Annotated in this window: 26 protein-coding genes; 18 read left to right on the plus strand and 8 right to left on the minus strand. The window is 58.7% G+C overall.

What is annotated here, in order from left to right; translation table 11 throughout:
- Positions 1–5: 5 nt before the first annotated feature.
- The 3 genes from AB7M23_RS12910 to AB7M23_RS12920 form a co-directional block, all read right to left on the minus strand.
- Positions 6–407: a translation initiation factor 2 gene (locus AB7M23_RS12910; protein WP_102053098.1), complete on the minus strand. Its 402-nt coding sequence runs from the start codon at positions 405–407 to the stop codon at positions 6–8.
- Positions 408–530: 123 nt separating this feature from the next.
- A complete protein-coding gene (locus AB7M23_RS12915) occupies positions 531–830 on the minus strand; it encodes a YciI family protein (protein WP_454240993.1) in 300 nt (99 codons plus the stop codon).
- A gap of 1 nt (position 831) precedes the next feature.
- Complete coding sequence (locus AB7M23_RS12920; protein ID WP_454240994.1) at positions 832–1,428, minus strand: septation protein A; 597 nt, start codon at positions 1,426–1,428, stop codon at positions 832–834.
- A 66-nt stretch (positions 1,429–1,494) separates the two neighbouring features.
- Between AB7M23_RS12920 and AB7M23_RS12925 the strand changes: the two genes are divergently transcribed.
- The 7 genes from AB7M23_RS12925 to arfB all read left to right on the plus strand — a co-directional run bounded on the left by AB7M23_RS12925 (position 1,495) and on the right by arfB (position 8,497).
- Positions 1,495–2,358 (plus strand): PHP domain-containing protein, encoded by an 864-nt coding sequence (locus AB7M23_RS12925; protein WP_454240995.1) that lies wholly within the window; start codon positions 1,495–1,497, stop codon positions 2,356–2,358.
- Positions 2,359–2,371: 13 nt separating this feature from the next.
- Complete coding sequence (locus AB7M23_RS12930; protein ID WP_099773872.1) at positions 2,372–3,001, plus strand: L-threonylcarbamoyladenylate synthase; 630 nt, start codon at positions 2,372–2,374, stop codon at positions 2,999–3,001.
- Between the two features lie 95 nt (positions 3,002–3,096).
- Positions 3,097–3,828, plus strand: coding sequence for a segregation and condensation protein A (locus AB7M23_RS12935; protein ID WP_176717454.1), 732 nt, complete (start codon positions 3,097–3,099; stop codon positions 3,826–3,828).
- A gap of 24 nt (positions 3,829–3,852) precedes the next feature.
- The gene (scpB, locus tag AB7M23_RS12940) at positions 3,853–4,620 is read left to right on the plus strand and encodes an SMC-Scp complex subunit ScpB (RefSeq protein WP_065760906.1); all 768 of its coding nucleotides are present in this window, start codon (positions 3,853–3,855) and stop codon (positions 4,618–4,620) included.
- A 146-nt stretch (positions 4,621–4,766) separates the two neighbouring features.
- The gene (gene rluB / locus AB7M23_RS12945) at positions 4,767–5,816 is read left to right on the plus strand and encodes a 23S rRNA pseudouridine(2605) synthase RluB (RefSeq protein WP_454240996.1); all 1,050 of its coding nucleotides are present in this window, start codon (positions 4,767–4,769) and stop codon (positions 5,814–5,816) included.
- Positions 5,817–6,570: 754 nt separating this feature from the next.
- Complete coding sequence (locus AB7M23_RS12950) at positions 6,571–7,992, plus strand: amino acid permease (protein WP_065760729.1); 1,422 nt, start codon at positions 6,571–6,573, stop codon at positions 7,990–7,992.
- A 91-nt stretch (positions 7,993–8,083) separates the two neighbouring features.
- Positions 8,084–8,497, plus strand: coding sequence for an alternative ribosome rescue aminoacyl-tRNA hydrolase ArfB (arfB, locus tag AB7M23_RS12955; RefSeq protein WP_065760730.1), 414 nt, complete (start codon positions 8,084–8,086; stop codon positions 8,495–8,497).
- Between the two features lie 69 nt (positions 8,498–8,566).
- On the opposite strand, the gene AB7M23_RS12960 is transcribed toward arfB, so the two are convergent.
- From AB7M23_RS12960 to phhA, 4 genes are all read right to left on the minus strand, one after another.
- Positions 8,567–8,698 (minus strand): hypothetical protein, encoded by a 132-nt coding sequence (locus AB7M23_RS12960; protein WP_454240997.1) that lies wholly within the window; start codon positions 8,696–8,698, stop codon positions 8,567–8,569.
- Between the two features lie 226 nt (positions 8,699–8,924).
- Positions 8,925–10,118 carry an amino acid aminotransferase gene (locus AB7M23_RS12965; protein WP_454240998.1) on the minus strand — a complete coding sequence of 398 codons (1,194 nt, stop codon included), beginning with the start codon at positions 10,116–10,118 and terminating at the stop codon, positions 8,925–8,927.
- Positions 10,118–10,474 (minus strand): 4a-hydroxytetrahydrobiopterin dehydratase, encoded by a 357-nt coding sequence (locus tag AB7M23_RS12970; RefSeq protein ID WP_065760732.1) that lies wholly within the window; start codon positions 10,472–10,474, stop codon positions 10,118–10,120. Before AB7M23_RS12970 ends, AB7M23_RS12965 begins: the two co-directional genes overlap by 1 nt.
- A 43-nt stretch (positions 10,475–10,517) precedes the next feature.
- Positions 10,518–11,306 (minus strand): phenylalanine 4-monooxygenase, encoded by a 789-nt coding sequence (gene phhA / locus AB7M23_RS12975; RefSeq protein WP_065760733.1) that lies wholly within the window; start codon positions 11,304–11,306, stop codon positions 10,518–10,520.
- Positions 11,307–11,576: 270 nt separating this feature from the next.
- Here phhA and AB7M23_RS12980 point away from each other — a divergent pair, with 270 nt between their 5' ends.
- Entirely contained in the window at positions 11,577–13,148 is a 1,572-nt protein-coding gene (locus AB7M23_RS12980) for a sigma-54-dependent transcriptional regulator (RefSeq protein ID WP_065760734.1), read from the plus strand.
- 89 nt (positions 13,149–13,237) lie between these two features.
- Here the strand turns inward: AB7M23_RS12980 and AB7M23_RS12985 are convergent, their stop codons facing one another.
- The gene (locus AB7M23_RS12985) at positions 13,238–13,498 is read right to left on the minus strand and encodes a DUF2790 domain-containing protein (protein ID WP_102053111.1); all 261 of its coding nucleotides are present in this window, start codon (positions 13,496–13,498) and stop codon (positions 13,238–13,240) included.
- A gap of 420 nt (positions 13,499–13,918) precedes the next feature.
- On the opposite strand from AB7M23_RS12985, the gene acs reads away from it, so the two are divergent.
- The 10 genes from acs to astD all read left to right on the plus strand — a co-directional run bounded on the left by acs (position 13,919) and on the right by astD (position 25,888).
- Positions 13,919–15,874 (plus strand): acetate--CoA ligase, encoded by a 1,956-nt coding sequence (gene acs / locus AB7M23_RS12990; protein ID WP_065760736.1) that lies wholly within the window; start codon positions 13,919–13,921, stop codon positions 15,872–15,874.
- A 507-nt stretch (positions 15,875–16,381) separates the two neighbouring features.
- Entirely contained in the window at positions 16,382–17,170 is a 789-nt protein-coding gene (locus tag AB7M23_RS12995) for an ABC transporter substrate-binding protein (RefSeq protein ID WP_454240999.1), read from the plus strand.
- Positions 17,171–17,260: 90 nt separating this feature from the next.
- Positions 17,261–17,950 (plus strand): ABC transporter permease, encoded by a 690-nt coding sequence (locus AB7M23_RS13000; RefSeq protein WP_454241000.1) that lies wholly within the window; start codon positions 17,261–17,263, stop codon positions 17,948–17,950.
- Positions 17,947–18,645 (plus strand): ABC transporter permease, encoded by a 699-nt coding sequence (locus tag AB7M23_RS13005; RefSeq protein WP_065760739.1) that lies wholly within the window; start codon positions 17,947–17,949, stop codon positions 18,643–18,645. The genes AB7M23_RS13000 and AB7M23_RS13005 overlap by 4 nt, the downstream gene beginning before the upstream one ends.
- A gap of 65 nt (positions 18,646–18,710) precedes the next feature.
- Positions 18,711–19,475, plus strand: coding sequence for an ABC transporter ATP-binding protein (locus AB7M23_RS13010; RefSeq protein ID WP_099773877.1), 765 nt, complete (start codon positions 18,711–18,713; stop codon positions 19,473–19,475).
- Positions 19,476–19,582: 107 nt separating this feature from the next.
- On the plus strand, positions 19,583–20,563 hold the full coding sequence (gene argR / locus AB7M23_RS13015; protein ID WP_102053089.1) for a transcriptional regulator ArgR: 981 nt from the start codon (positions 19,583–19,585) through the stop codon (positions 20,561–20,563).
- A gap of 395 nt (positions 20,564–20,958) precedes the next feature.
- Positions 20,959–22,179, plus strand: coding sequence for an aspartate aminotransferase family protein (locus tag AB7M23_RS13020; protein ID WP_454241001.1), 1,221 nt, complete (start codon positions 20,959–20,961; stop codon positions 22,177–22,179).
- Between the two features lie 125 nt (positions 22,180–22,304).
- Positions 22,305–23,324 carry an arginine/ornithine succinyltransferase subunit alpha gene (aruF, locus tag AB7M23_RS13025; RefSeq protein ID WP_065760743.1) on the plus strand — a complete coding sequence of 340 codons (1,020 nt, stop codon included), beginning with the start codon at positions 22,305–22,307 and terminating at the stop codon, positions 23,322–23,324.
- A 74-nt stretch (positions 23,325–23,398) separates the two neighbouring features.
- The gene (gene astA, locus AB7M23_RS13030; protein ID WP_454241002.1) at positions 23,399–24,424 is read left to right on the plus strand and encodes an arginine N-succinyltransferase; all 1,026 of its coding nucleotides are present in this window, start codon (positions 23,399–23,401) and stop codon (positions 24,422–24,424) included.
- Positions 24,425–25,888, plus strand: coding sequence for a succinylglutamate-semialdehyde dehydrogenase (gene astD, locus AB7M23_RS13035; protein WP_454241003.1), 1,464 nt, complete (start codon positions 24,425–24,427; stop codon positions 25,886–25,888).
- Positions 25,889–25,898 lie beyond the last annotated feature (10 nt).

Raw genomic sequence — 25,898 nt, forward strand, 5'->3', positions numbered from 1 at the left:
CTCACTCAATTCAACCATTGCCGGCGCCGTCTGTAGCTGCCGCTGGCAAAGATACCGCAGAGTGCTGCCAAGAGTGCAACTCCACCGCCAATCACGAACCATTGCTGTTGATCGGTCAACAGTTTTATCGGGCTGTTGGTTTGCAGCGCCTTGACCTGAGCCTTCAAACGCTGGTTTTCCTGGCGAAGTTCACTCAGCTGTGAGCTTTCGCGTGTGTTGTCGAGCGTTTGCAGTTGTTGGGTCAGCGCCTGGCGCTGTGCTTCGCTTTCCTTCAAACGCTGTTGCAGCTCGGTGATCTGGCTGCCGGCACTGAGTGACAGCGGGGTGCTGGCAGCGGCCTCTTCGGCCTGAGCAAGCGGGCTCAACAGCAACAGGGACAGCAGCAGGGACAACGGACCTTGACGCATCGGAACTCCTGATTCCACTTGAGTGTTCCAGAGGTTGTCGGCCGTTTAACGAGAATGATGAGCGATTGGCGCTAGAAAGGCATGCTGGCAGGCGGTGCGCTGTTGTACGCACCGCCTCTGGCATTACGGCAGGACTTGCTTGAACGGCTTGACCACAACCTTGTCATAAACCCCGGCGGCAACGTACGGGTCGGCGTCAGCCCAGGCCTGGGCGGCGCTCAGTGACTCGAACTCAGCGACGATCAGGCTGCCGCTGAAGCCCGCTGCACCGGGATCGTTGCTGTCGATGGCCGGGTGCGGGCCGGCCAGTACGACGCGGCCTTCAGCCTTGAGTTGCTGCAGGCGCTCCAGGTGAGCAGGGCGCGCAGCCAGGCGGTTTTCCAGCGAGTTGGCAACGTCACTGGCGATGATGGCGTAGAGCATGTCAGTCCTCGGTTTTCGGTGTGGTGGTGTCACTGTCGTGCAGGTGGCGGGACAGGTACACGCCCTGGCCGACCAGGAAGAGTACGGTCATGCCCAGGCTGCCAAACACCTTGAAGTCGACCCAGAAGCTCTGGAACGTGAATGCGACGAAGAGGTTGGCGGCGCCACAGAACAGGAAGAAGAAGATCCAGGCGACGTTCAGGCGGTTCCAGATCGAGGCCGGCAGCGTCAGGGCGTGCCCCATGATACGTTTGATCAGCACGCGATCGCCGACGAAGTGGCTACCGGCAAAGGCCAGCGCAAACAGCCAGTTCACCACCGGCGCTTTCCATTTCAGGAAGGTCTCGCTATGGAAGGCCAGTGTCAGGCCGCCAAATACCAGGCAGGCGACCAGGGTCAGCCATTGGCCTTTTTCCAGCTTGCGCTGACGGATGAGCAACGCGCCATAGACCACCAGTGAGCTGATGATCAGCATCGCTGTAGCACTATAGATACCGCCCAGCTCGAAGGCGTGGCCGGCAATTTCGACGGCACGGGGTTCAAGTTTGTAGACGATGAAGAACAGGATCAGCGGGATGAAATCGATGAATTGTTTCACAGTGGCAGCCAGAAGCAGGATGTGACGGCATAATAACAAACATCAATGACAGCGAAAGCGCCACCTATGAATGTTGATCTGCACTGCCACAGTACGGCCTCCGATGGCGCCTTGTCGCCCACGGCTCTGGTCGCCCGGGCTCATGAACACGGCGTGCGGACATTGGCCCTGACCGACCACGACACCCTTGAAGGGCAAATTGAAGCGCGTACCGCCACGCGTGCGCTGGGCATGCAGTGGGTCAGTGGCGTAGAGCTGTCCTGCACCTGGGGCGGTGCCACCATTCATGTGCTGGGCTATGGGTTTCCACTCGATGCCGCACCACTGAATGCAGCGGTTGATGCGTTGCATCATGGGCGCTGGTTGCGTGCCGAGGAAATCGACCGGCGGTTGGCGGCGAAAGGCATGACCGGGGCGCTGGACGGTGCACGGGACATTCAGAAGGAGCTCGGCGACAGCGGCAATGCCCCGGCCCGACCGCATTTTGCCGAATTTCTGGTGCGTGCCGGCTACGTCAAGGATCGTGGAGAGGCGTTTCGCAAATGGCTCGGGGCTGGCAAGCTGGGCGACGTCAAGCAGCACTGGCCGAGCCTGGAGGATACCGTCGAAACCTTGCGTCAGTCGGACGCCTGGGTGAGTTTGGCGCACCCGCTGCACTATGAATTTACGCGCAGCAAGCGCCGTCGGCTGATTGCCGACTATATTCAAGCAGGCGGGCAAGCGCTGGAAGTGGTGAATGGGATGATGCCAGCTGAACAGGTCGGCACTATGTCCATCCTGGCCCGTGAATTCGGTCTGCTGGCCAGTGCCGGCAGTGATTTCCATGGTCCGGGCGCCTGGTCGGAGATCGGTGTCTACCGGCCATTGCCCGAGGATCTGCCGCCTCTATGGCGCCGATTCAAGCATGAGCAGCCTAACGACGCGGTCTGAACAGGTAGAAAATGTGAGTCAATTTTTCCAGATTCATCCGGAGAATCCGCAGCCGCGCCTGATCAAGCAGGCCGTGGAGATTATCCGTAAGGGGGGGGTGGTGATCTACCCCACCGATTCGGCCTATGCAATGGGTTGCCAGATCGGCGACAAAAATGCCATTGAACGGGTTCGGCATTTGCGCAAGCTGGACAAAAACCACAACTTCACATTGCTGTGTTGTGACATGTCGCAGTTGGGGCTGTATGCCAAGATCGATACCGGTACCTTTCGCTTGCTCAAGGCCCATGTGCCGGGGCCATACACCTTTATCCTCAATGCTACCCGTGAAGTGCCACGGTTATTGATGCATGAAAAGCGCCGTACCATCGGCCTCAGGGTGCCGGATCATCCGATCATGCTGGCGCTGCTTGAAGAGTTGGGTGAGCCCTTGATGAGCGTGAGTCTGATCTTGCCGGGTGATGACGAACCCATGACTGACCCATATGAAATGCGCCAGCGCCTGGAGCACCATGTCGACCTGATCATCGACGGTGGTTTTGGCGGCCTCAAGGCGTCCACAGTCATCAATCTGGCTGAGGGCGAGCCGGAAGTGGTGCGCGTGGGCTGCGGCGACCCTGCCCCTTTTCTGGTCGAAGCGTGAGCCAGGCCGTCATCACCGAGTCGCTGGTCGATCCACAGGCAGGGGCGCAGCAAGAGTTGCCGCTGGTGCTGGTCTATGGCCAGGCCCTGACCGAAATGCCGGTGGACCTGTACATTCCGCCGGATGCGCTTGAGGTCTTTCTTGAGGCCTTTGAAGGGCCTCTGGACCTGTTGCTCTATCTGATTCGCAAGCAGAACATCGACATTCTCGACATCCCTGTGGCCGAAATTACACGCCAGTACATGGGTTACGTCGAGTTGATGAAGAGTGTGCGCCTGGAGTTGGCTGCCGAGTACCTGGTCATGGCGGCGATGCTGGCCGAGATCAAGTCGCGCATGCTGCTACCGCGCTCGGCGGAGATCGAGGCCGAGGAAGACGACCCGCGCGCCGAGTTGATTCGCCGCTTGCAGGAGTACGAGCGCTTCAAGGCCGCCGCCGAAGGCATTGACGCGCTCAGTCGCGTGGGGCGTGATGTGATCGTGCCCAGGCTTGAGGCGCCTCAAGCCAAGGTGCGCAAGTTGCTGCCTGATGTCAGCCTTGAAGAGCTGCTGGTCTCCATGGCCGAGGTCCTGCGCCGTGGCGATCTGTTCGAGAGCCACCAGGTCAGTCGCGAGGCGCTGTCCACCCGTGAACGCATGAGCGAGGTGCTTGAACGTCTCAAGGGCGGCGGTTTCGTGCCATTTGTCGAGCTGTTTACGGCAGAAGAAGGCAAGCTGGGCGTTGTAGTGACCTTCATGGCGATCCTTGAGCTGGTCAAGGAATCCTTGATCGAACTGGTGCAAAATGAGCCCTTTGCCGCGATCCATGTCCGGGCGCGTGCCGAGTAACCCCTACAAGCAACGAGCATGGCAATGAACCTGAACGACCCGCGGGACCTGGCGCCCCTGCTTGAGGCCTTTCTGTTGGCGTCGGGCAAGCCGCAATCGCTGGAGCGGCTCTTTGAGCTGTTCGAGGAAGCCGAGCGCCCGGAGCCTGCGGTCTTCAAAAAGGCTTTGGAAGTGCTGCGCAAGTCCTGCAATGGCCGTGCGTTCGAACTCAAGGAGGTGGCCTCCGGCTACCGTCTGCAGATTCGCGAAGACTATGCCCCCTGGGTCGGGCGGCTTTGGGAAGAGCGTCCGCAGCGCTATTCACGTGCGCTACTGGAGACCATGGCCCTGATCGCCTATCGCCAGCCCATCACTCGTGGCGAGATCGAAGACGTGCGCGGTGTGGCGGTCAACAGCAACATCACCAAGACCTTGTTGGAGCGCGAGTGGATTCGTGTCGTTGGCTACCGGGAAGTGCCGGGTAGGCCCGCAATGTTCGCTACCACCAAGGCCTTTCTCGATCATTTCAACCTCAAGAGCCTCGACCAGCTTCCGCCACTGGCCGAACTGAGGGAAATGGAACCCGAGCCGCTGCTTGATCCGGACGATGCTCCCGTACCTGCTCATCTGCAGGCGCTGGCGGATGCCAGTGCCGAGCCCGAAGCCGAGCGCGAGGAGACCAGTTTTCACAGCCTGCTGGTTGAGCTCGACTCGATGGAGGAGGGACTCAAGACCGACTTCGAGGACCTGCTCGATGAACCCTCGCCGCCAGCTGAAGAAGCGGAATCTGTCGAAGATTTGCCTCGCGACTGAGCTCACCTTCGAGCGGAAAATGCCCGTTGGCCGGCGATTTTCAATGCGTCTGTGATGCGCCGCGTCTGCGTTCGGCGTATCATTCGCGCCCGTTTGGGCATCAGTGTGCCCACACCATGATTTTCAGTACACCGGGAGGTGCCCAGATGAGTGAACAAGACCTGCAAGAACCCCAACCCCGTCCAGCCGGCGAGAAACTGCAAAAAGTGCTCGCACGTATTGGCGTGGGCTCGCGTCGTGATGTGGAAGCCTGGATCGGTGAAGGTCGCATCAAGGTCAATGGCGTTGCAGCCACCCTTGGCCAGCGCGTCGACCTGCACGACGCCATCTCGGTCGATGGCCGCCTGATCAAGCGAGAAGAGGCGTCCGAAACCGTGCGCCGCGTGATCATGTACAACAAGCCTGATGGTGAGATCTGCACCCGTGACGACCCGGAAGGCCGTCCGACCGTGTTTGACCGCCTGCCTCGCCCGAAGGAAGGCCGCTGGATCAACATCGGTCGTCTCGACATCAACACCACGGGTCTGTTGATGTTCACCACTGACGGTGAACTGGCCAACCGCCTGATGCACCCGTCCTACGAAATGGACCGCGAGTATGCGGTGCGTGTGCGTGGTGAGGTCGACGAAGACATGCTGACCCGTTTGAAAAACGGCGTCATGCTTGAAGACGGCCCGGCACGTTTCACCGACATCCAGGAAGCGCCTGGCGGTGAAGGCTTCAACCATTGGTACCACTGCGTGGTGATGGAAGGGCGCAACCGTGAGGTTCGTCGCCTGTGGGAATCCCAGGGGCTGGTGGTCAGCCGCCTGAAGCGCGTGCGTTTCGGCCCGGTGTTCCTCAACTCCGATCTGCCGATGGGCCGCTGGCGCGAAATGAGCCAGGGCGAAGTGGATATCCTGGCTGCCGAAGTGGGCCTGACCCCGGTCGCCATGCCGGCCATGAAAGCCAAGGTCAAGGACAAGCTTGAGCGGATGCAGCGTAAATCGTCCAAGCCAGTTGGCCGTGGTGAGCGTGTGCGTACGCTGCGTCCAGCCAAGGACGGTGCGACCGAGCGTCCAGCACGTCAGCCCCGCGAGGAGGCGCCACGCAAGAGGCGTTCTACTGTCGCTGAGCGTCCTAGCGAGATGAACAAGCGCAAGCCTGCGCCGAAGCGTCCAGGCAGCAGCCGTGGCAAGCCGCCACGCGCTGAGTAAGCGTTACCACAGCCACCTTCGGGTTGGCTCAGGCTGCTGACAAACCCCCGCTTTTTAGCGGGGGTTTGTTTTTAAGGCAAAGGCCTCGCGCACAGGCTTACACCTTGCTGACTCTGTCGCTGTAGGAGCGGGTCTTGCCCGCGATGCAGGCCCCGCGCACTGGCTGACACCCCGCTGACCCTATCGCAGGCAAGCCTGCCCTCCACAGTGCGGAAAGTTTTTGAACCGTCTTGTAAGAAAATATTTACAAGAATGCCGTTTTTTCCCCGTCAAATCGGCCATCGCCTGCAGCTGTAACAAAACCTTGCCGAAAATCCCCACTCGCTGCGCTTTCCGTGAGCGTCAATGGCTTGTTCGCGTCTGCCGGGCGCGGTGATATGTGCGCCATTGCCGTGTGCAAAGCCGGGCCGAAGAGCCTGGGCTGCTAATAAGAACAATCGGAGGCGCCATGCACGCCAGACACACTTCCAGGCTTCACCTCTCCCACAGGACCGGTGCGTTTTGTCAGCAGACATTAACGCAACGTGTTGACCCCTGCCCGACTGCAGGGGTATACAATGCGCCGCGTTTTAACTGTGACCCCAATGCGTACCGCGCAATCTTGCTGACACCAGGCTAATTCGTCCGGGCTGCCGCCCGTATGACCGACCCCGTCCAAGAACCCTCAAGGTCTACCACCTTGTTAATTCCGCTGCGCCACGAGTGCGGTGGGTCCGATTCCGTCACAGATAAAAACAAACAGGTGACTCCGTTCATGAGTGGACAAAACTCGCATTCAGGTGAGCTCAAGCGCGGCCTGAAAAATCGCCACATCCAGTTGATCGCCCTGGGCGGTGCAATTGGCACCGGGCTGTTCCTCGGCTCGGCAGGCGTGCTGAAGTCGGCTGGCCCGTCGATGATCCTTGGTTACGCGATCTGTGGCTTCATCGCGTTCATGATCATGCGTCAACTCGGCGAGATGATCGTCGAGGAACCGGTTGCCGGTTCGTTCAGCCATTTCGCCCACAAATACTGGGGCGGTTTCGCCGGCTTCCTCTCTGGCTGGAACTGCTGGGTACTGTACATCCTGGTGGGCATGTCGGAGCTGACGGCAGTCGGCAAGTATGTCCACTACTGGTGGCCGGAGATCCCGACCTGGGTTTCGGCAGCCGTGTTCTTCGTGATGATCAACGCGATCAACCTGGCCAACGTCAAAGTCTTTGGTGAGGCTGAATTCTGGTTCGCGATCATCAAGGTACTGGCGATCGTCGGCATGATTGCCCTGGGCAGCTACATGCTGGTCAGTGGCAGTGGTGGTCCGCAAGCGTCGGTCAGCAACCTGTGGGATCACGGTGGTTTCTTCCCGAATGGTGTCAGTGGCCTGGTCATGGCGCTGGCGATCATCATGTTCTCCTTTGGCGGCCTGGAAATGCTCGGCTTCACTGCGGCCGAAGCCGACAAGCCGAAAACCGTGATTCCCAAGGCGATCAACCAGGTCATCTACCGTATCCTGATTTTCTACATCGGCGCCTTGGTCGTACTGTTGTCGCTGACCCCATGGGATAGCTTGCTGACCAGTCTGAACAGCTCTGGTGACGCGTACAGTGGCAGCCCATTCGTGCAGGTGTTCTCCCTGCTCGGTAGCAACACCGCCGCGCATATTCTCAACTTCGTTGTACTGACGGCGGCACTGTCGGTGTACAACAGTGGCACCTACTGCAATGCCCGTATGCTCTACGGTATGGCTGAGCAGGGTGATGCTCCTGCAGGCCTGGCGAAAATCGACAAGCGTGGCGTGCCGGTGCGTTCGATTCTGGCCTCGGCCGGTGTGACCTTGGTTGCTGTGCTGCTCAACTATTTCATCCCGCAGCATGCGCTGGAGTTGCTGATGTCGCTGGTGGTTGCAGCCCTGGTGATCAACTGGGCGATGATCAGCTACTCGCACCTCAAGTTCCGCCAGCACATGGATCGTACCGGTCAGACGTCGCTGTTCAAGGCGCTGTGGTACCCCTATGGCAACTATATCTGCCTGGCTTTCGTACTCTTCATTCTCGGCATCATGCTGCTGATCCCAGGTATCCAGGTATCGGTTTATGCCATCCCTGTGTGGGTGGTGGTGATGTGGGGTTGCTACGTGCTGAAGAACAAGCGTAGCGCCCAGGCATCCCTTGCCGCTGTGAGCGCCACAGCCAAGTAACACGTTGCGACGCTGTTCGAAAGCCCGGCCTTGTGCCGGGCTTTTGGTTTTTATGGGGTATGCTGAAGGCTGTTCTCTTCAAGCCAGACCCATGCTGATCATATCCAATGCTGTTCATATCCCTGATGACGAAATCGAACTGAGCGCGATCCGTGCCCAAGGTGCTGGTGGGCAAAACGTCAACAAAGTGTCCAGTGCCGTGCACTTGCGTTTCGATACGCAGGCCTCGTCATTGCCGACCTTTTACAAGGAGCGTTTACTGGCGCTGCGTGATCACCGTATCACTCGCGAGGGCGTGATCATCATCAAGGCTCAGCAGTACCGTACGCAGGAGCAGAACCGCGCCGACGCCTTGGAGCGCCTGCTCGAGTTGATCAAGGCAGCGGTCAAGGTTGAGAAGGTGCGCAGGCCGACGCGCCCGACGTTGGGCTCCAAGACCCGCAGGCTGGAGAGCAAGAGCAAGCGTGGGACGGTAAAGGCTGGGCGAGGCAAGGTGGATTACTGAGGGGCTTGGTGGTGTGAAAACCGCGGGCTGGGTTGCCCCGATACTGGTTTTCACACCCTCTGTGCGCGGTTATTCCTGGTCGGCGCTCGGGAGTTCGTCGCCGTTGGTGTCAGCAGCATTGGCTGGTTCGGCGCTATGAAGAGCAGGTTCCTGCTCGGCGGGGTTCAGGCTTGGGAAGGGAAGATTCGGGATTTCATGCATCTCGTCGTTCCTCGCAAGTGTGAGTGGAAAAGCTGCGCAATACACGCATGGCTTTGCAAAAAGCCTCGGCAGGATACAGGAGTCTGCGTGACAGTATGAGTTTTACTGCCCATCGGCAGCTCATACTTTGGGCGTGGTCGGCGTGGTCGGCGTGGCTGGCGGGTGCTAGTGCGTGGGGTGTTTCGTCGGCGAGGCCGTTCCCTTTTGGAGAACGGCCTGCTTGTGGCTAGCGACAGACGTCGGCAATGGCTGCTGCCAGTGCGTCCAGTCGCGCAGCATCTGCGCCGGCGATGTTCGCCCGGCCCGTGCTGACCAGATAGACGCTGTGTCGTTCACGCAGTTGCGTGACCTGTTCCGCAGACAAGCCCGTGTAGGAGAACATGCCCCGCTGCTGGGCAATGTGGGCAAAACGTTCACTCAGGCCGTGTGGGGCCAACGCCTCGACCAGGTCTGTGCGCAGTTGGGCGATGCGCTGACGCATGGCGTCCACTTCTTCTACCCACAGGTGTTTCAATGCTGGGTCGCCAAGAATCTGCGCAACCACGGCGGCGCCATGGTCGGGTGGCGTTGACCAGAGGTTGCGGGCCAGCAGGGCCAATTGGCTGCGCACGTCCAGCAGCTTCTGGGCGTCGCCGCTGCAGACCAGCAGGGCGCCCGTACGTTCCCGGTAAAGGCCGAAGTTCTTCGAGCAGGAGCTGGTGATCAGTAGCTCAGGCAGTTCAGCAGCGAACCGCCGTACCATCCAGGCGTCTTCCTCAAGCCCATCGCCAAAGCCTTGGTAGGCGAAGTCGATCAGTGGCAGTAGTTCTCGACGGCGAACGACTTCCAGTACTGATAGCCAGTCCTGTTGTGACAGGTCAAAACCGGTCGGATTGTGGCAGCAGGCGTGCAGCAGTACCACGTCTCCCTTGGGGGCAGACTCCAGTGCCGCCAGCATGGCCGGGACGTTCGGGCGGTTGTCTGCCCCCACATAGGGGTAGTGATGAACCGCAAGGCCGGCACTGGCAAAGAGGGTCTCATGGATGGGCCAGGTCGGATCGCTCAGCCAGATGCCGCGGCCCGGCAGGCAGTGCTTGATGAACTCCGCAGACAAGCGCAAAGCACCTGTGCCTCCTGGTGTCTGGGTGGCACCGACGCGTTGCGCTGTTAGCAGCGGCGACTCGTCCCCCAGTACCAGTTCACAGATCAGGCGACCGAAAGCAGCGTCGCCATGACCTCCGACGTAGCTCTTGCTGGCCTGGTTGTCGAGCAGGCGTTGCTCGGCAACTTTCACCGCAACAGGGACTGGCGTCAGCCCCTTAGCATCTTTGAACACGCCGACGCCAAGGTCGAACTTGTTCGGGTTGCTGTCTTTGGCATAGGCCTCCATCAGCCCCAGGATTGGGTCGCCCGGTACGCGCGCGATGGCGTCGAAGTGCATTACTTGCGACCTTCGGCAGTCTGGGCGACTTCGTCGGTGCGGGCAGCCATGATGAAATCGTTGCGGTGCAGGCCTTTGATCGAGTGGCTCCACCAGGTCACAGTGACTTTGCCCCACTCGGTCAGCAGGCCTGGGTGATGACCTTCGGCTTCGGAGATTGCCCCGACCGCATTGGTGAAGGCCAGTGCGTGGGCGAAGTTCTTGAACAGGAAAACTTTTTCCAGCTGCATGATGCCGTCGCGAACTTCGATGTTCCAATCCGGAATCTGTTTGATCAGTACCGGCAATTCTTCGTCGCTGACCTGTGGGGCATCGGCACGGCAGGCTTCGCAGTGGGCTTGGTTCAAGGCGTTCATAGGTATTTCCGCAAGTGGTTTGTTATGGGTATGAATGGGCAGCTCAGGCGGCTACCTTCGGTGGAAATTTCGGTGCGTGAAGGCCTAGCTGCATAGCAGTCTGGACCATGCCCATGATGTCTTCGTGGGCGAGGTCGAACAGGCGCTTCAGGTCCGGCAGCACAAAGTACAGGGGCTGCAGGATGTCGATACGGTAGGGCGTGCGCATGGCTTCGAGCGGGTCGAAGGCCTGGTGCTCAGGCTCGTTGGACAGGCTGTAGACCGTTTCCTTCGGCGAGGAAAGGATGCCGCCGCCATAGATCTTGCGGCCTTGCGGTGTTTCCACCAGGCCAAATTCGATGGTCATCCAGTACAGGCGAGCCAGGTAGACGCGCTGTTCCTTGGTGGCGTTCAAGCCGAGTTTGCCGTAGGTGTGGGTGAATTCGGCGAACCAGGGGTTGGTCAGCAGCGGGCAGTGGCCGAAAATCTCATGGAAAATGTCCGGTTCTTGCAGGTAGTCGAGTTCTTCACGGGTGCGAATGAAGGTGGCGACCGGGAAGCGCTTGCTGGCGAGCAGTTCAAAGAAGGTCTGGAAGGGGATCAGCGCAGGCACGCGGGCAACCTGCCAACCCGTGGTTTCGCCCAGTACCTTGTTGATCTCGCCCAGTTGCGGGATGCGGTCATGAGGCAGGCCCAACTGATCAATGCCATCCAGGTACTCTTGGCACGCACGGCCTTCGATGACCTTCAGTTGGCGGGTAATCAGGGTATTCCACACCGCATGTTCTTCCTGCGGGTAGTCAATGAACCCCTGCGCATCGGGCTCGCGAGCCACGTAGTGCGTCTGTTTCATGCTGCTCTCCTACTGAGGGCCTTTATTGTTATGGGTCAAGCCATGGCCCTAGAGATAGCCTTTCGCAGATGCGTTTGCACCTGGGGCAGGGCGGCGCATCCACTCGAAAGAACAGGTTTTTTGTAACGATAACTTTACGATTCTCTGCTGCTTCGGTAATCAAAGGCTCGGATGCCATTGAGATTGGGTTGATTCGTCACGTATTCTTTACAGTAATTCTAGCGCTTGTGTGAATAATTACCGAGCGAAGCCTTACTTGTAGGACATTTCATGCGTATCAAAGTGCATTGCCAAAACCGTATTGGCATCCTGCGTGACATCCTCAACCTGCTGGTGGATTACGGTATCAACGTTGCCCGTGGCGAGGTGGGTGGGGAGCATGGCAATGCGATCTACCTGCATTGTCCGAACCTGATCAATCTGCAGTTCCAGGCCTTGCGGCCAAAATTCGAGTCGATTGCCGGTGTGTTCGGTGTGAAGCGCGTCGGGCTCATGCCCAGTGAGCGTCGTCACATGGAGCTCAATGCGCTGCTTGGTGCCCTGGATTTCCCGGTGTTGTCCATCGACATGGGCGGCTCGATCGTTGCCGCCAACCGTGCCGCGGCGCAATTACTGGGGGTGCGGGTCGATGAGGTGCCGGGTATTCCCTTGTCTCGCTATGCCGAGGATTTCGACTTGCCGGAGTTGGTGCGGGCGAACAAGTCACGCATCAATGGCTTGCGGGTCAAGGTCAAAGGCGATGTCTTTTTGGCAGACATCGCGCCCTTGCAGTCTGAGCATGATGACAGTGAAGCGCTGGCTGGCGCGGTACTGACCCTGCACCGTGCCGATCGCATTGGTGAGCGGATCTACAATGTGCGCAAACAGGAGTTGCGAGGCTTCGACAGCATTTTCCAGAGCTCGAAAGTCATGGCTGCCGTGGTGCGTGAGGCGCGCAGGATGGCACCTCTGGATGCGCCCCTGCTGATCGAGGGCGAGACCGGTACAGGCAAAGAGCTGCTGGCACGCGCTTGCCATTTGGCCAGTCCGCGCGGGCAGGCGCCGCTTATGGCGCTTAACTGTGCCGGGCTGCCTGAGTCGATGGCTGAGACCGAGTTGTTCGGCTATGGCCCGGGCGCCTTTGAGGGCGCTCGCGCCGAGGGCAAATTGGGGCTGCTGGAGCTGACGGCGGGAGGGACGCTGTTTCTCGATGGTGTTGGCGAGATGAGCCCGCGCTTGCAGGTCAAATTGCTGCGCTTCCTGCAGGATGGCTGTTTCCGTCGGGTGGGCAGTGATGAGGAGGTGTATCTGGATGTGCGGGTCATCTGCGCTACTCAGGTTGACCTGTCCGAGTTGTGCGCACGCGGTGAGTTTCGCCAGGATCTCTATCACCGCCTGAATGTGCTTTCGCTGCATATTCCGCCACTGCGCGAATGCCTCGATGGATTGCCGCCACTGGTCGAGCATTTTCTGGATCAGGCCAGCCGGCAGATTGGTTGTGCGTTACCGAAGTTGGCGCCTGCGGCGATGGAGCGCCTGAGTCAGTACCAGTGGCCTGGTAATGTCCGTCAATTGGAGAATGTTTTATTTCAGGCAGTTTCACTGTGTGATGGAGGCATTGTGAAACCTGAACATATTCGCTTGCCGGACTACGGTGCGCGTCAACCCTTGGGTGAGTTTTCCCTGGAGGGCGATCTGGCACAAATAGTGGGGCGTTTTGAAAAAGCGGTATTGGAGCGTTTGTTGGATGAGTATCCAAGCAGTCGTGCCTTGGGAAAACGGCTGGGTGTTTCACATACCACGATTGCCAACAAGTTGCGTGAGCACGCGGTTGGAAAGTCAGGGGCGGGTGGCGCTGAGTAAAGTGTGCCAGCAGTTGCTCGTGTTTTAGGAGGGGCGCAGCGCGCCTCGTTCTTCGGGAAGCGAGGCGCTGCGGTCAGTGGCTCCGGCGATCAGCCGTTGGAGCAACCGTTACCCATTACTCGGTATTCGAGAATGTGTTTTTTGCCCTGCGAGTCTTCATAGGTCATGCGTGCTGGGACGACTTCACACACGTTTGGAATTTCGCTCATGGAAATAACTTTGGCGATGTCCAAGTGTTGCGAGTAACTGTACTGTTCAACCGGAATTTGCTCGGCCGCATTATTTGCAACTTCATCAGCCATGGCGGATGCGCAAACAGTGCCGAGTGCCAATACCAGTAAAGCTTTCATGTTCATTTTACCTGTCTAGGTCTTAAGGGGGGCACGTAGCCCTTGTGGAGCTACGTGTGCAACAACAGAGTTAATGCTCAGGATTAATGCGTGATTAACGGGCCTTCGTGGGGGCTGTAACAAGTTGTTAATCGCGTTGCCGTTGCTGGCGAGGTGAATTTTAGGGCGGGGTCGTGGTGGTAAACAGATGCACTTTTGATAAACACTATTGACGGAAACTGTAACAATCGACTGGTAATCTTGGACGTTGCCTGCAAATCTAAGTGGTACACCTCTCTGTAAGGCTTGATTTAGAGCCATTTCTGTCAAATATTGACTGAAAAGACTGCTTTGTTACTACCAATGTCGAATGGTCTGTGCGGCTCTGGTACAGTTACATCGGGGTCATACAAAAACAACTATTACACCGAGGTAACAAAGATGAGTGCGGCTTCCCTGTATCCCGTTCGTCCCGAGGTTGCAGCCACCACGTTGACCGACGAGGCAACCTACAAGGCCATGTACCAACAGTCGGTGATCAACCCGGACGGCTTCTGGCGCGAGCAGGCTCAACGCATTGACTGGATCAGGCCCTTCACCAAGGTCAAGCAGACCTCTTTCGACGATCACCATGTCGATATCAAATGGTTCGCCGACGGCACTCTGAACGTTTCCTACAATTGCCTGGACCGCCACCTGGCGGAACGCGGAGATCAGGTCGCCATTATCTGGGAGGGTGATGACCCTTCTGAAAGCCGCAACATCACCTACCGCGAGCTGCATGAGCAGGTCTGCAAGTTTGCCAACGCCCTGCGTGGTCAGGATGTTCACCGTGGTGATGTCGTCACTATCTATATGCCCATGATTCCCGAGGCTGTGGTTGCCATGCTGGCGTGTGCCCGCATCGGTGCCATTCATTCGGTCGTATTCGGTGGTTTCTCGCCCGAGGCGTTGGCCGGTCGTATCATTGACTGTAAATCCAAGATCGTAATCACGGCGGATGAGGGGTTGCGTGGTGGGCGTCGTACGCCGCTGAAGGGCAATGTCGACCTGGCACTGACCAACCCCGAAACCAGCAGCGTGCAGAAAATCATCGTCTGCAAGCGCACCGGGGGAGAGATCGCTTGGCACCAGCATCGTGACATCTGGTACGAAGACCTGATGAAGGTTGCCTCCAGCCATTGCGCGCCGAAGGAAATGGGTGCGGAAGAGTCGCTGTTCATCCTCTATACCTCGGGCTCCACCGGTAAGCCAAAGGGTGTCATGCATACCACCGGGGGTTATCTGGTGTATGCCGCGCTGACCCATGAGCGGGTTTTTGACTACCGTCCGGGCGAGGTCTACTGGTGTACTGCTGACGTGGGCTGGATCACCGGCCACAGCTACATCGTTTATGGTCCGCTGGCCAATGGTGCGACCACCTTGCTGTTTGAAGGCGTGCCGAACTATCCGGACATCACGCGTGTGTCGAAGATTATCGACAAGCACAAAGTGAATATTCTTTACACGGCGCCGACGGCTATTCGCGCGATGATGGCTGAGGGGCAGGCCGCGGTCGCTGGCGCCGACGGTTCCAGCTTGCGTCTTCTGGGTTCTGTGGGTGAGCCGATCAACCCCGAAGCCTGGAACTGGTACTACCAGACTGTCGGTAAAGCGCGCTGCCCAATCGTCGATACGTGGTGGCAGACCGAGACCGGTGGCGTGCTGATCAGCCCGCTGCCGGGTGCTACCGCGCTCAAACCCGGCTCGGCAACGCGTCCGTTCTTCGGTGTGGTGCCTGCGTTGGTGGACAACCTTGGCAACCTGATCGATGGTCCTGCCGAGGGTAACCTGGTGATTCTCGATTCCTGGCCAGGCCAGGCGCGTTCGCTGTTTGGTGATCACGATCGCTTCGTCGACACCTACTTCAAGACGTTCCGGGGTATGTACTTCACGGGTGACGGCGCCCGTCGCGACGAGGATGGCTACTACTGGATCACCGGGCGTGTGGATGACGTGCTCAACGTTTCCGGCCACCGTATGGGGACTGCCGAGATCGAAAGCGCCATGGTTGCCCATCCTAAAGTCGCTGAAGCGGCTGTTGTGGGTGTACCGCACGACATCAAGGGCCAGGGTATTTATGTCTATGTCACCCTTAATGGAGGGGTGGAGCCGACCGATGCGTTGCGTCAGGAATTGAAAAACTGGGTGCGCAAAGAGATTGGTCCGATCGCTTCACCGGACGTTATCCAGTGGGCGCCGGGCTTGCCGAAGACGCGTTCGGGCAAGATCATGCGGCGCATCCTGCGCAAGATCGCGACGGCTGAGTATGATGGCCTGGGTGATATCTCGACCCTTGCCGATCCAGGCGTCGTGCAACATCTGATCGATACCCACAAGGCCATGACCGCCGCCTGACGGTTACGGTATTGCACGAGCCCCGCCCGGCACACGTCAGGCGGGGCTTTCTTGTTTTGGGGTGGCCATAAGCTGTTACTTCGACATTCATCGGTAACCAATTCTGTCACCGGTCCTGCGCAGAAGCGGGGCAAAGAGAAACGTGAGTGCCTGTTTTGGGGGCTTCACTTTGGGGTGAAACAGTATGTCGTCACGCTGCGCTTGCCGGATTAGAAGGCTTTGCCAATAATAGGCCCGGTTATTGCTTGGTTGATAGGTTATTTGTCTTTCGCTTTTGCATACTATGTGAAGGCTGTCAATATCTCGGGTCGGTGCTTCTGGTGCTTCTGTAACTAGTTGTCGCATTGAAGAAATATCGGCTTCGGGGCTGTCGCTAAAATGCCAATCACTTGCTCGTGTTGCTTCGACTGTCCGTCGAGCACCGCGCAGCTTCTGCGTTGTACCCATTCGCATATTGGGCAGTCGTTCCTCCTGCCTCATATTGCCCTGTACCGATGGAGTTCTCAGATGAAGAAACTCGCACTGCTTGGCGCACTGGCGCTGTCTGTGTTTTCCCTGGCATCGCTGGCTGATGAGAAGCCGTTGAAAATTGGTATCGAGGCCGCCTACCCACCCTTCGCCTCGAAAGCGCCGGACGGCAAAATCGTTGGCTTTGACTACGACATCGGCAACGCCTTGTGCGAAGAGATGAAGGTCAAGTGTGTATGGGTCGAACAGGAGTTCGATGGTCTGATCCCAGCATTGAAAGTACGCAAGATCGACGCGATTCTGTCGTCCATGTCGATTACTGAAGATCGCAAGAAGTCGGTTGATTTCAGCGACAAGTACTACTTGACGCCAGCGCGCCTGGTGATGAAGTCGGGTGCTCAGGTCAGTGAAAGCCTGGATGAGTTGAAGGGCAAGAAGATTGGCGTTCAGCGTGGCTCGATTCACGACCGCTTTGCCAAGGAAGTCTTTGCACCGAAAGGCGCAGAAGTTGTCCCTTACGGTACCCAGAACGAAATCTACCTGGACGTCGCTGCCGGTCGTCTCGATGGCACCGTGGCCGATGCTACGCTGTTGGAAGACGGTTTCCTGAAGACTGATGCAGGCAAGGGCTACAGCTTTGTCGGCCCGGCCTTCACGGATGCGAAGTACTTTGGCGACGGTATTGGTATTGCCGTGCGCAAAGGCGACAAGGCTAACCTGGATCGCATCAATGCGGCCATCACGGCCATTCGTGCCAACGGCACGTACAAGCAGATCCAGGACAAGTACTTCAACTTCGACATCTACGGTCCTGAGACCGCGAAGTAAATCGTCGAAGTTTCACCTGTGTAATGGTGCAAGCAGCAGAAGCTCTGAGGTTTGCACCATTTTTTCATCCCTAAGGTCGAGGACCTCATCATGTTGAAAGGCTACGGGGCAGTCATACTCGACGGAGCATGGCTGACGATACAGCTTGCCCTGTCGTCAATGGCCCTGGCCATTGTACTCGGCCTGATTGGCGTGGCATTGCGGCTATCGCCGGTACGCTGGTTGGCGTGGTTGGGTGATCTGTATGCCACGGTGATCCGCGGTATCCCCGATCTGGTGCTGATCCTGCTGATTTTTTACGGTGGCCAGGACCTGCTCAATCGGATCGCGCCACTGCTGGGTTACGACGATTACATTGACCTGAATCCGCTGGTTGCGGGTGTCGGTACCCTGGGCTTCATTTTTGGCGCCTACCTCTCGGAAACGTTCCGCGGTGCGTTCATGGCGATTCCCAAGGGGCAGGCTGAGGCCGGCATGGCCTACGGCATGAGCAGTGTGCAGATTTTCTTCCGGGTGATGGTGCCGCAGATGATTCGGCTGGCCATTCCGGGCTTCACCAACAACTGGTTGGTACTGACCAAGGCTACGGCGTTGATTTCCGTAGTCGGTTTGCAGGACATGATGTTCAAGGCCAAGCAGGCGGCTGACGCCACCCGTGAACCCTTCACCTTCTTCCTGGCGGTGGCAGCGCTGTACCTGGTGATTACCAGTGTCTCGCTGTTGGCGCTGCGTTATCTGGAAAAACGCTACTCGGTTGGCGTAAAGGCGGCTGAACTATGATCTTCGACTACAACGTCATTTGGGATGCTTTGCCACTGTACATGAGCGGTTTGCTGACCACGCTCAAGTTGCTCGCCTTGTCGCTGTTTTTTGGTCTGCTGGTGTCTATCCCGTTGGGGTTGATGCGGGTCTCGAAGCAGCCTGTGGTCAACCTGCTGGCCTGGCTGTACACCTATGTGATTCGTGGCACGCCGATGCTGGTGCAGCTGTTCCTGATTTACTACGGCTTGGCCCAGTTTGAGGCGGTGCGTGAAAGCTTCCTCTGGCCGTGGCTGTCCAGTGCAACGTTCTGTGCGTGTCTGGCCTTTGCCATCAACACCAGTGCCTACACTGCGGAGATCATTGCAGGCAGCTTGAAGGCTACCCCTCATGGGGAGATCGAGGCGGCCAAGGCTGTTGGTATGTCGCGGGTCAAGATGTACCGGCGGATCCTCCTGCCGTCGGCGCTGCGTCGTGCACTGCCGCAATACAGTAACGAGGTGATCATGATGCTGCAGACCACCAGTCTTGCATCTATTGTCACGTTGATTGATATCACCGGCGCCGCCCGGACTGTCAATGCCCAGTTTTACCTGCCGTTCGAAGCCTATATCACCGCCGGCGTGTTCTACCTGTGCATGACCTTCATCCTGGTCCGCCTGTTCAAGATGGCCGAACGCCGCTGGCTTGGCTACCTGGCGCCGCGCAAGGGCTGAGGCCTGCGGCATTTTTTCGCCCTGGGCATTTGCTCATGACAGACCGTTTTTTGAGAACCGACAGCATGTACAAACTCGAAGTCCAAGATCTGCATAAACGTTACGGCAGTCACGAAGTGCTCAAGGGCGTATCGCTTGCTGCCAAGGCAGGCGATGTAATCAGTATCATTGGTTCCAGTGGCTCGGGCAAAAGTACGTTCCTGCGCTGCATCAACCTGCTGGAGCAGCCGCACGCCGGTAAAATCCTGCTGAACAATGAAGAGCTCAAGCTGGTGCCGAACAAGGAGGGTGCGCTAAAGGCCGCCGATCCCAAGCAGTTGCAGCGCATGCGTTCTCGCCTGTCGATGGTGTTTCAGCACTTCAACCTGTGGTCGCACATGACGGCGCTGGAGAACATCATCGAGGCGCCCGTCCATGTATTGGGCATGTCCAAGAAGGATGCGCTGGAGAAGGCAGAGCATTACCTGGCCAAGGTGGGTGTTGCGCATCGCAAGGACGCCTATCCTGGGCATATGTCCGGTGGCGAGCAGCAGCGCGTGGCCATTGCCCGTGCGCTGGCGATGGAGCCAGAGGTGATGCTGTTCGACGAGCCTACCTCGGCGCTTGACCCGGAGCTGGTGGGTGATGTGTTGAAGGTGATGCAGTCGTTGGCTCAGGAAGGCCGGACCATGGTCGTGGTGACGCATGAAATGGGCTTTGCCCGTGAGGTGTCCAATCAGTTGGTGTTCCTGCACAAGGGATTGGTGGAGGAATGTGGCAATCCGCGTGAGGTGCTGGTCAAGCCGCAATCCGAGCGTTTGCAGCAGTTCCTGGCAGGTAGCCTGAAATAATCTGCCATTGAGGCTCAGCAAGGCTGCCGCTTTGCACCAAAACAGGTCATGCTGCGTGTCGGTTGCAGTTTGACCTTTGTCTCATCCACGGTTTCGGATTGTCCTTTATGACCACCCAGCGCATTGCTTTTCTCATTTGGCCCAGCACCAAGGCCTTGACCCTGGCGCTGGCTGAGGAGGTCTTGCAAGTTGCCCAGAAAGTGCATCCTGAGGTGGTTTATGAGTTGCGTTTTCTGCAGGCGGAGGCGCCCGTCGAAGGCGCTTGGCGTTTGCCGGGCGAGCCTTGGGCGGGGCGTCTGGAGGGCTGTCACAAGCTCTTTCTGCTGGCGGATGAGCCGCCTCAGGCCATCAACTCGGCGCTGGGCAGCGCGCTCAAGCAACTGGTGCGCGCAGGTTGTGTGATTGGTGGCTTGTCTGCCGGTATCTACCCGTTGGCTATGCTGGGCTTGCTCGATGGTTACCGCGCAGCCGTCCATTGGCGCTGGCAGGATGATTTCAACGAGCGCTTCCCCAAGGTCATTGCGACCAGTCACCTGTTCGACTGGGACCGTGACCGCCTTACGGCCTGCGGCGGCATGTCTGTCGTGGATCTGCTGCTGGCGGTGCTTGCGCGTGATCATGGTGCGGAGTTGGCCGGCGCAGTCTCTGAAGAGCTGGTGGTTGAGCGTATCCGTGAGGGTGGTGAGCGCCAGCGTATCCCGCTGCAGAATCGTTTGGGTTCAAGCCATCCCAAGCTGACCCAGGCGGTGCTGTTGATGGAGGCCAACATTGAAGAGCCGCTGACCACTGACGAAATTGCTCAGCATGTATGCGTATCTCGTCGGCAGCTGGAGCGTATCTTCAAGCAGTACCTGAACCGTGTTCCTAGCCAGTACTACCTGGAGTTGCGGCTGAACAAGGCGCGGCAGATGCTCATGCAGACCAGCAAATCGATCATTCAGATTGGTCTGTCGTGCGGCTTCTCCTCTGGGCCGCATTTCTCCAGCGCCTATCGCAACTTTTTCGGCGCAACGCCGCGTGAAGATCGCAATCAGCGTCGCAGTAGCAGCCCCTTCGAGCTCTCTTCTGTGCCCGCCGAACGCGGTTGATTCCGCAGTGTTGCCTCGGCAGTAAGCCGCTCTCCTTATAGCGACCTCTCAGTAAATGTGCGGCGACAGCATCGGTTCGGTTGTCGCCGGATCGAGTGCGCGTAGCGCCTGGACCTTTGGCGTGGAGCCGCTCCCGTGAAACAGGTTGTCGCGCTGATGCGCACGCCCGGAAATTTCTCCATCTGCCTTTGAAGCGGAATCTCCCCGTCGACAGCGTGCACCGTTTAAACTGCGCCTTTGCGACCCTATTTGTCGCATTGCCGAAAGCCTTGTTAAAACAGGGTTTGGCGCTATAAGAAGTTGTCGCTTGGCGGCAAGGACAGGCGCCAATCTCTCCTTACAATCCCCCCATCGCTCGCCAGTTTCAGGCAGGCGTTCCTCTTCAGGAGACTCCGATGTCCGTTGAGCAAGCTCCGGTGCAACGCGCCGATTTCGACCAGGTAATGGTTCCCAACTACGCACCGGCGGGTTTCATTCCCGTGCGCGGCGCGGGCTCCCGAGTCTGGGACCAGGCGGGCCGCGAGCTGATCGACTTCGCGGGTGGTATTGCCGTGAACGTCCTGGGGCATGCCCACCCCGCACTGGTTGCTGCGTTGACCGAGCAAGCACAAAAGCTGTGGCACGTTTCCAACGTCTTCACCAACGAGCCGGCGCTGCGCCTGGCGCGCAAGCTGGTCGATGCTACCTTTGCTGACCGTGCGTTCTTCTGCAACTCTGGCGCTGAAGCCAACGAAGCAGCCTTCAAGCTGGCGCGCCGCGTTGCCCATGATCGTTTCGGCCCTGAAAAGAACGAAATCATCGCGACCGTGAACAGCTTCCATGGCCGTACCCTGTTCACTGTGAGTGTGGGCGGCCAACCGAAGTATTCCGATGGTTTCGGGCCGAAGATCACGGGTATCAGCCATGTGCCGTACAACGATCTGGAAGCACTGAAAGCGCAAATTTCCGACAAGACCTGTGCTGTCGTCATCGAGCCCGTGCAGGGCGAGGGCGGTGTGTTGCCGGCCGACAAGGCGTACCTGCAAGGTGCTCGTGAGCTGTGCGACAAGTACAACGCACTGCTGGTATTCGATGAAGTGCAGACTGGCATGGGCCGCTCCGGCGAGCTGTTTGCCTATATGCACTACGGCGTCACCCCGGACATCCTTTCCAGCGCCAAGAGCCTGGGCGGTGGTTTCCCGATCGGTGCCATGCTGACCACCGAAGAACTGGCCAAGCACCTGGCCGTCGGTACCCATGGCACTACCTACGGCGGCAACCCGCTGGCCTGTGCGGTCGGTAATGCCGTCATCGATATCATCAACACCCCTGAAGTGCTGGGCGGCGTGAAAGCCAAGTCTGATCGCTTCAAGGCGCGCCTGGAGAAGATCGGCCAGCAGTACGGCATCTTCAGTGAAGTCCGTGGGCTGGGCCTGCTGCTCGGTTGCGTGTTGTCCGATGCCTGGAAAGGCAAGGCCAAGGACGTGTTCAACGCGGCCGAAAAAGAAGACCTGATGATTCTGCAAGCCGGTCCCGATGTGGTGCGCTTCGCGCCAAGCCTGGTGATCGAGGATGCCGACATCGATGCTGGCCTCGACCGCTTCGAGCGTGCTGTTGCCAAGCTGACCCAGGGCTGATTGCTCTCTGTTCGCTGGCCCTTGCGGGCCAGCGAAACTGATTTCCGCGGCCTGTGCACCTCGCACGCGCTGCTTTTTTCGTGCCGACGGCTGTCGGCCTGTTTTCCCCGAAAAGGAGTGACACCATGCTGGTGATGCGCCCCGCGCAAATGGCTGATCTAGGCGAAGTACAGCGTCTGGCTGCCGACAGTCCCATTGGTGTCACGTCCCTGCCGGACGATGCCGCACGTTTGAGCGACAAGATTGCCGCCTCCGAGACCTCCTTTGCTGCTGAAGTCAGCTTCAATGGCGAAGAGAGCTACTTTTTTGTGCTGGAGGACACCGCCACCGGCAAGTTGGCCGGTTGTTCGGCGATTGTGGCATCGGCGGGCTATTCGGAGCCGTTCTACAGCTTTCGTAACGAGACCTTTGTCCACGCCTCGCGTGAACTGAAGATCCACAACAAGATTCACGTGCTATCGCAGTGTCATGACCTGACCGGCAACAGCCTGCTGACCAGTTTTTATGTGCTGCCGGAGTTGGTGGGAACGGGATGGTCCGAGCTGAACTCTCGCGGACGTCTGTTGTTCATGGCTTCTCACCCTGAGCGTTTTGCTGATTCGGTGGTTACCGAGATCGTCGGCTACAGCGATGAACAGGGCGACTCCCCGTTCTGGGATGCTATTGGACGTAACTTCTTTGACCTCAATTATGCCGAGGCCGAGCGCCTGTGCGGCTTGAAGAGCCGGACGTTCCTGGCCGAGCTGATGCCGCATTACCCGATCTATGTGCCGCTGTTGCCGGATGCCGCGCAAGAGGCCATGGGCCAGGTTCACCCGCGTGCGCAAATCACCTTCGACATCCTGATGCGCGAAGGTTTTGAAACGGATCACTACATCGACATTTTCGACGGTGGCCCAACCTTGCATGCGCGGGTTTCGGGTATCCGTTCGATCGCCCAAAGCCGCGTGGTGCCTGTGCGTATCGAGGAACAGGTGGCCAAGGGTGGGCGCCCGTATCTGGTTTCCAACGGCCAGTTGCAGGACTACCGCGCCGTATTGCTGGAGCTGGACTGGGTGCCTGGCAAGCCAGTCAGCCTGACGTTTGAAGCGGCCGATGCCCTGGGTGTTGGCGAGGGCGCCAGCGTGCGCCTGGTTGCGGTTTGATGCCTGCGGTTTGATAACCGAGTATCCAGGTCGAGTTTTGCGGCGGGCCATAGGCCGCCGCCCGAGGAGATAGCATGATCGTTCGTCCCGTACGTAGCAGCGATTTACCTGCGCTGATTGAACTTGCGCGCAGCACCGGTACCACTGGCCTGACGACCTTGCCGGCCAATGAAGAGCGATTGTCACACCGGGTAGGTTGGGCTGAAAAAACCTTCCGTGGTGAAGCCGAGCGGGGCGACGCGGATTACCTGTTCGTGTTGGAGAACGATGCGGGCGAGGTGGTCGGCATTTCGGCTGTCGCCGGCGCAGTTGGCTTGCGCGAACCTTGGTACAACTACCGGGTCGGTCTGACCGTCAGTGCTTCCCAGGAGCTGAACATCTATCGGGAGATTCCGACGTTGTTCCTGGCCAACGACCTGACCGGCAACTCTGAACTGTGCTCGCTGTTTTTGCGCAGCGACTACCGTACTGGTCTGAATGGTCGTCTGCTGTCCAAGGCGCGCATGTTGTTCATCGCCGAGTTCCCAGAGCTGTTCGGTAACAAGATCATTGCCGAAATGCGTGGGATGTCCGACGCCAATGGCCGCTCGCCATTCTGGGAGAGTCTGGGTCGACATTTCTTCAAAATGGAGTTCAGTCAGGCGGATTACCTGACCGGCGTAGGCAACAAGGCGTTCATCGCCGAGCTGATGCCCAAGTTTCCGCTCTACACCTGCTTCCTTTCGGAGGCAGCGCGCAACGTCATCGGTCGTGTGCACACCGACACCGAGCCGGCGCTGGCCATGCTCAAGAGCGAAGGTTTCAGCTACCAGGGGTATGTCGACATCTTTGACGCGGGCCCGGCCATTGAATGTGAAACCCGCAAGATTCGTGCTGTGCATGACAGCCAGGCGCTGGTGCTGGCAATCGGCACGCCGGGTGACGACGCCACCCCATACATTATCCACAACCGCAAGCGTGAAGACTGCCGCATTGCCGCAGCGCCTGCTCGTCTGGCCGCCGGCACCCTGGTGGTCGATCAACAAACCGCTAAGCGCTTGCGCTTGAACGCTGGCGATCAGGTCCGCGCCGTACCCTTGTCCGCCCGGGAGGCCCAATAAATGACTACCCATTACATTGCTGGCGCGTGGTTGGCAGGTCAGGGCGAGGCCCTGGAGTCGCACAATCCGGTCACCCAACACGTGATCTGGAAGGGGCAGGGCGCTACCGCCGAGCAAGTGGGCGAGGCCGTCAAGGCGGCGCGCCAGGCGTTTCCCGGCTGGGCCCGGCAATCGCTGGACGTCCGTATTGCGGTACTTGAGGCCTTTGCTGCGCGCTTGAAGGCCAATGCCGACGAATTGGCTCGCTGCATCGGCGAGGAAACCGGCAAACCGCTCTGGGAGGCGGCTACCGAAGTGACCAGCATGGTCAACAAGGTCGCCATCTCGGTGCAGAGCTACCGTGAGCGCACGGGCGAAAAAAGTGGCCCGCTGGCCGATGCCACCGCCGTACTGCGACACAAGCCCCATGGCGTGGTGGCGGTATTTGGCCCCTACAACTTCCCGGGCCACCTGCCGAATGGACACATCGTGCCAGCACTTTTGGCGGGCAATACCGTGGTGTTCAAGCCCAGTGAGCTAACCCCGAAAGTGGCTGAGCTGACCGTCAAGTGCTGGGTTGAAGCCGGCTTGCCTGTGGGCGTGTTGAACCTGGTTCAAGGCGCTCGGGAAACCGGTGTCGCGCTGGCGGCCAATCCGGGTATCGATGGTTTGTTCTTCACCGGCTCCAGTCGAACCGGCAATCTTCTGCATCAACAGTTTGCCGGTCGCCCGGACAAGATTCTTGCTCTGGAGATGGGCGGGAGCAACCCGCTGGTGGTCGATCAGGTACAAGACCTGGACGCCGCGGTGTACACCATTATCCAGTCCGCGTTCATCTCTGCTGGCCAGCGCTGCACCTGTGCCCGGCGCTTGCTGGTGCCGCAAGGTGCGTGGGGTGATGCGCTGCTGACACGCCTGGTGGCGGTTTGCAAAACCATTTCGGTGGGGGCTTTCGACCAGCAACCGGCACCGTTCATGGGCTCGGTGATTTCCCTGGGCGCGGCCAAGGCGCTGCTTGATGCACAAGCCCAACTGCTGGCTAACGGCGCGGTGTCGCTGCTGGAAATGATTCAGCCACAGCCCAATGCGGCCTTGTTGACGCCAGGAATCGTCGATGTGACGTCGGTAGCCAATCGTCCTGACGAGGAGTTCTTTGGTCCGCTGCTGCAAGTGATTCGCTATGCCGATTTCGATGCAGCCATCGCCGAAGCCAACAATACCCAGTATGGGTTGGCTGCCGGCTTGCTGTCGGACTCTGAGGCGCGCTACCAGCAATTCTGGCTGGAAAGCCGTGCGGGTATCGTGAACTGGAACAAGCAACTGACCGGCGCCGCCAGCAGCGCACCGTTTGGCGGAGTGGGTGCCAGTGGCAACCATCGTGCCAGTGCCTATTACGCGGCCGACTATTGTGCTTACCCGGTGGCTTCGCTGGAGACCGCCAGCCTGAGCCTGCCTGCAACCCTGACGCCCGGCGTCTCCCTATAACAACAGGTCC

It is taken from the genome of Pseudomonas sp. HLS-6 TE3448 (assembly GCF_053629555.1).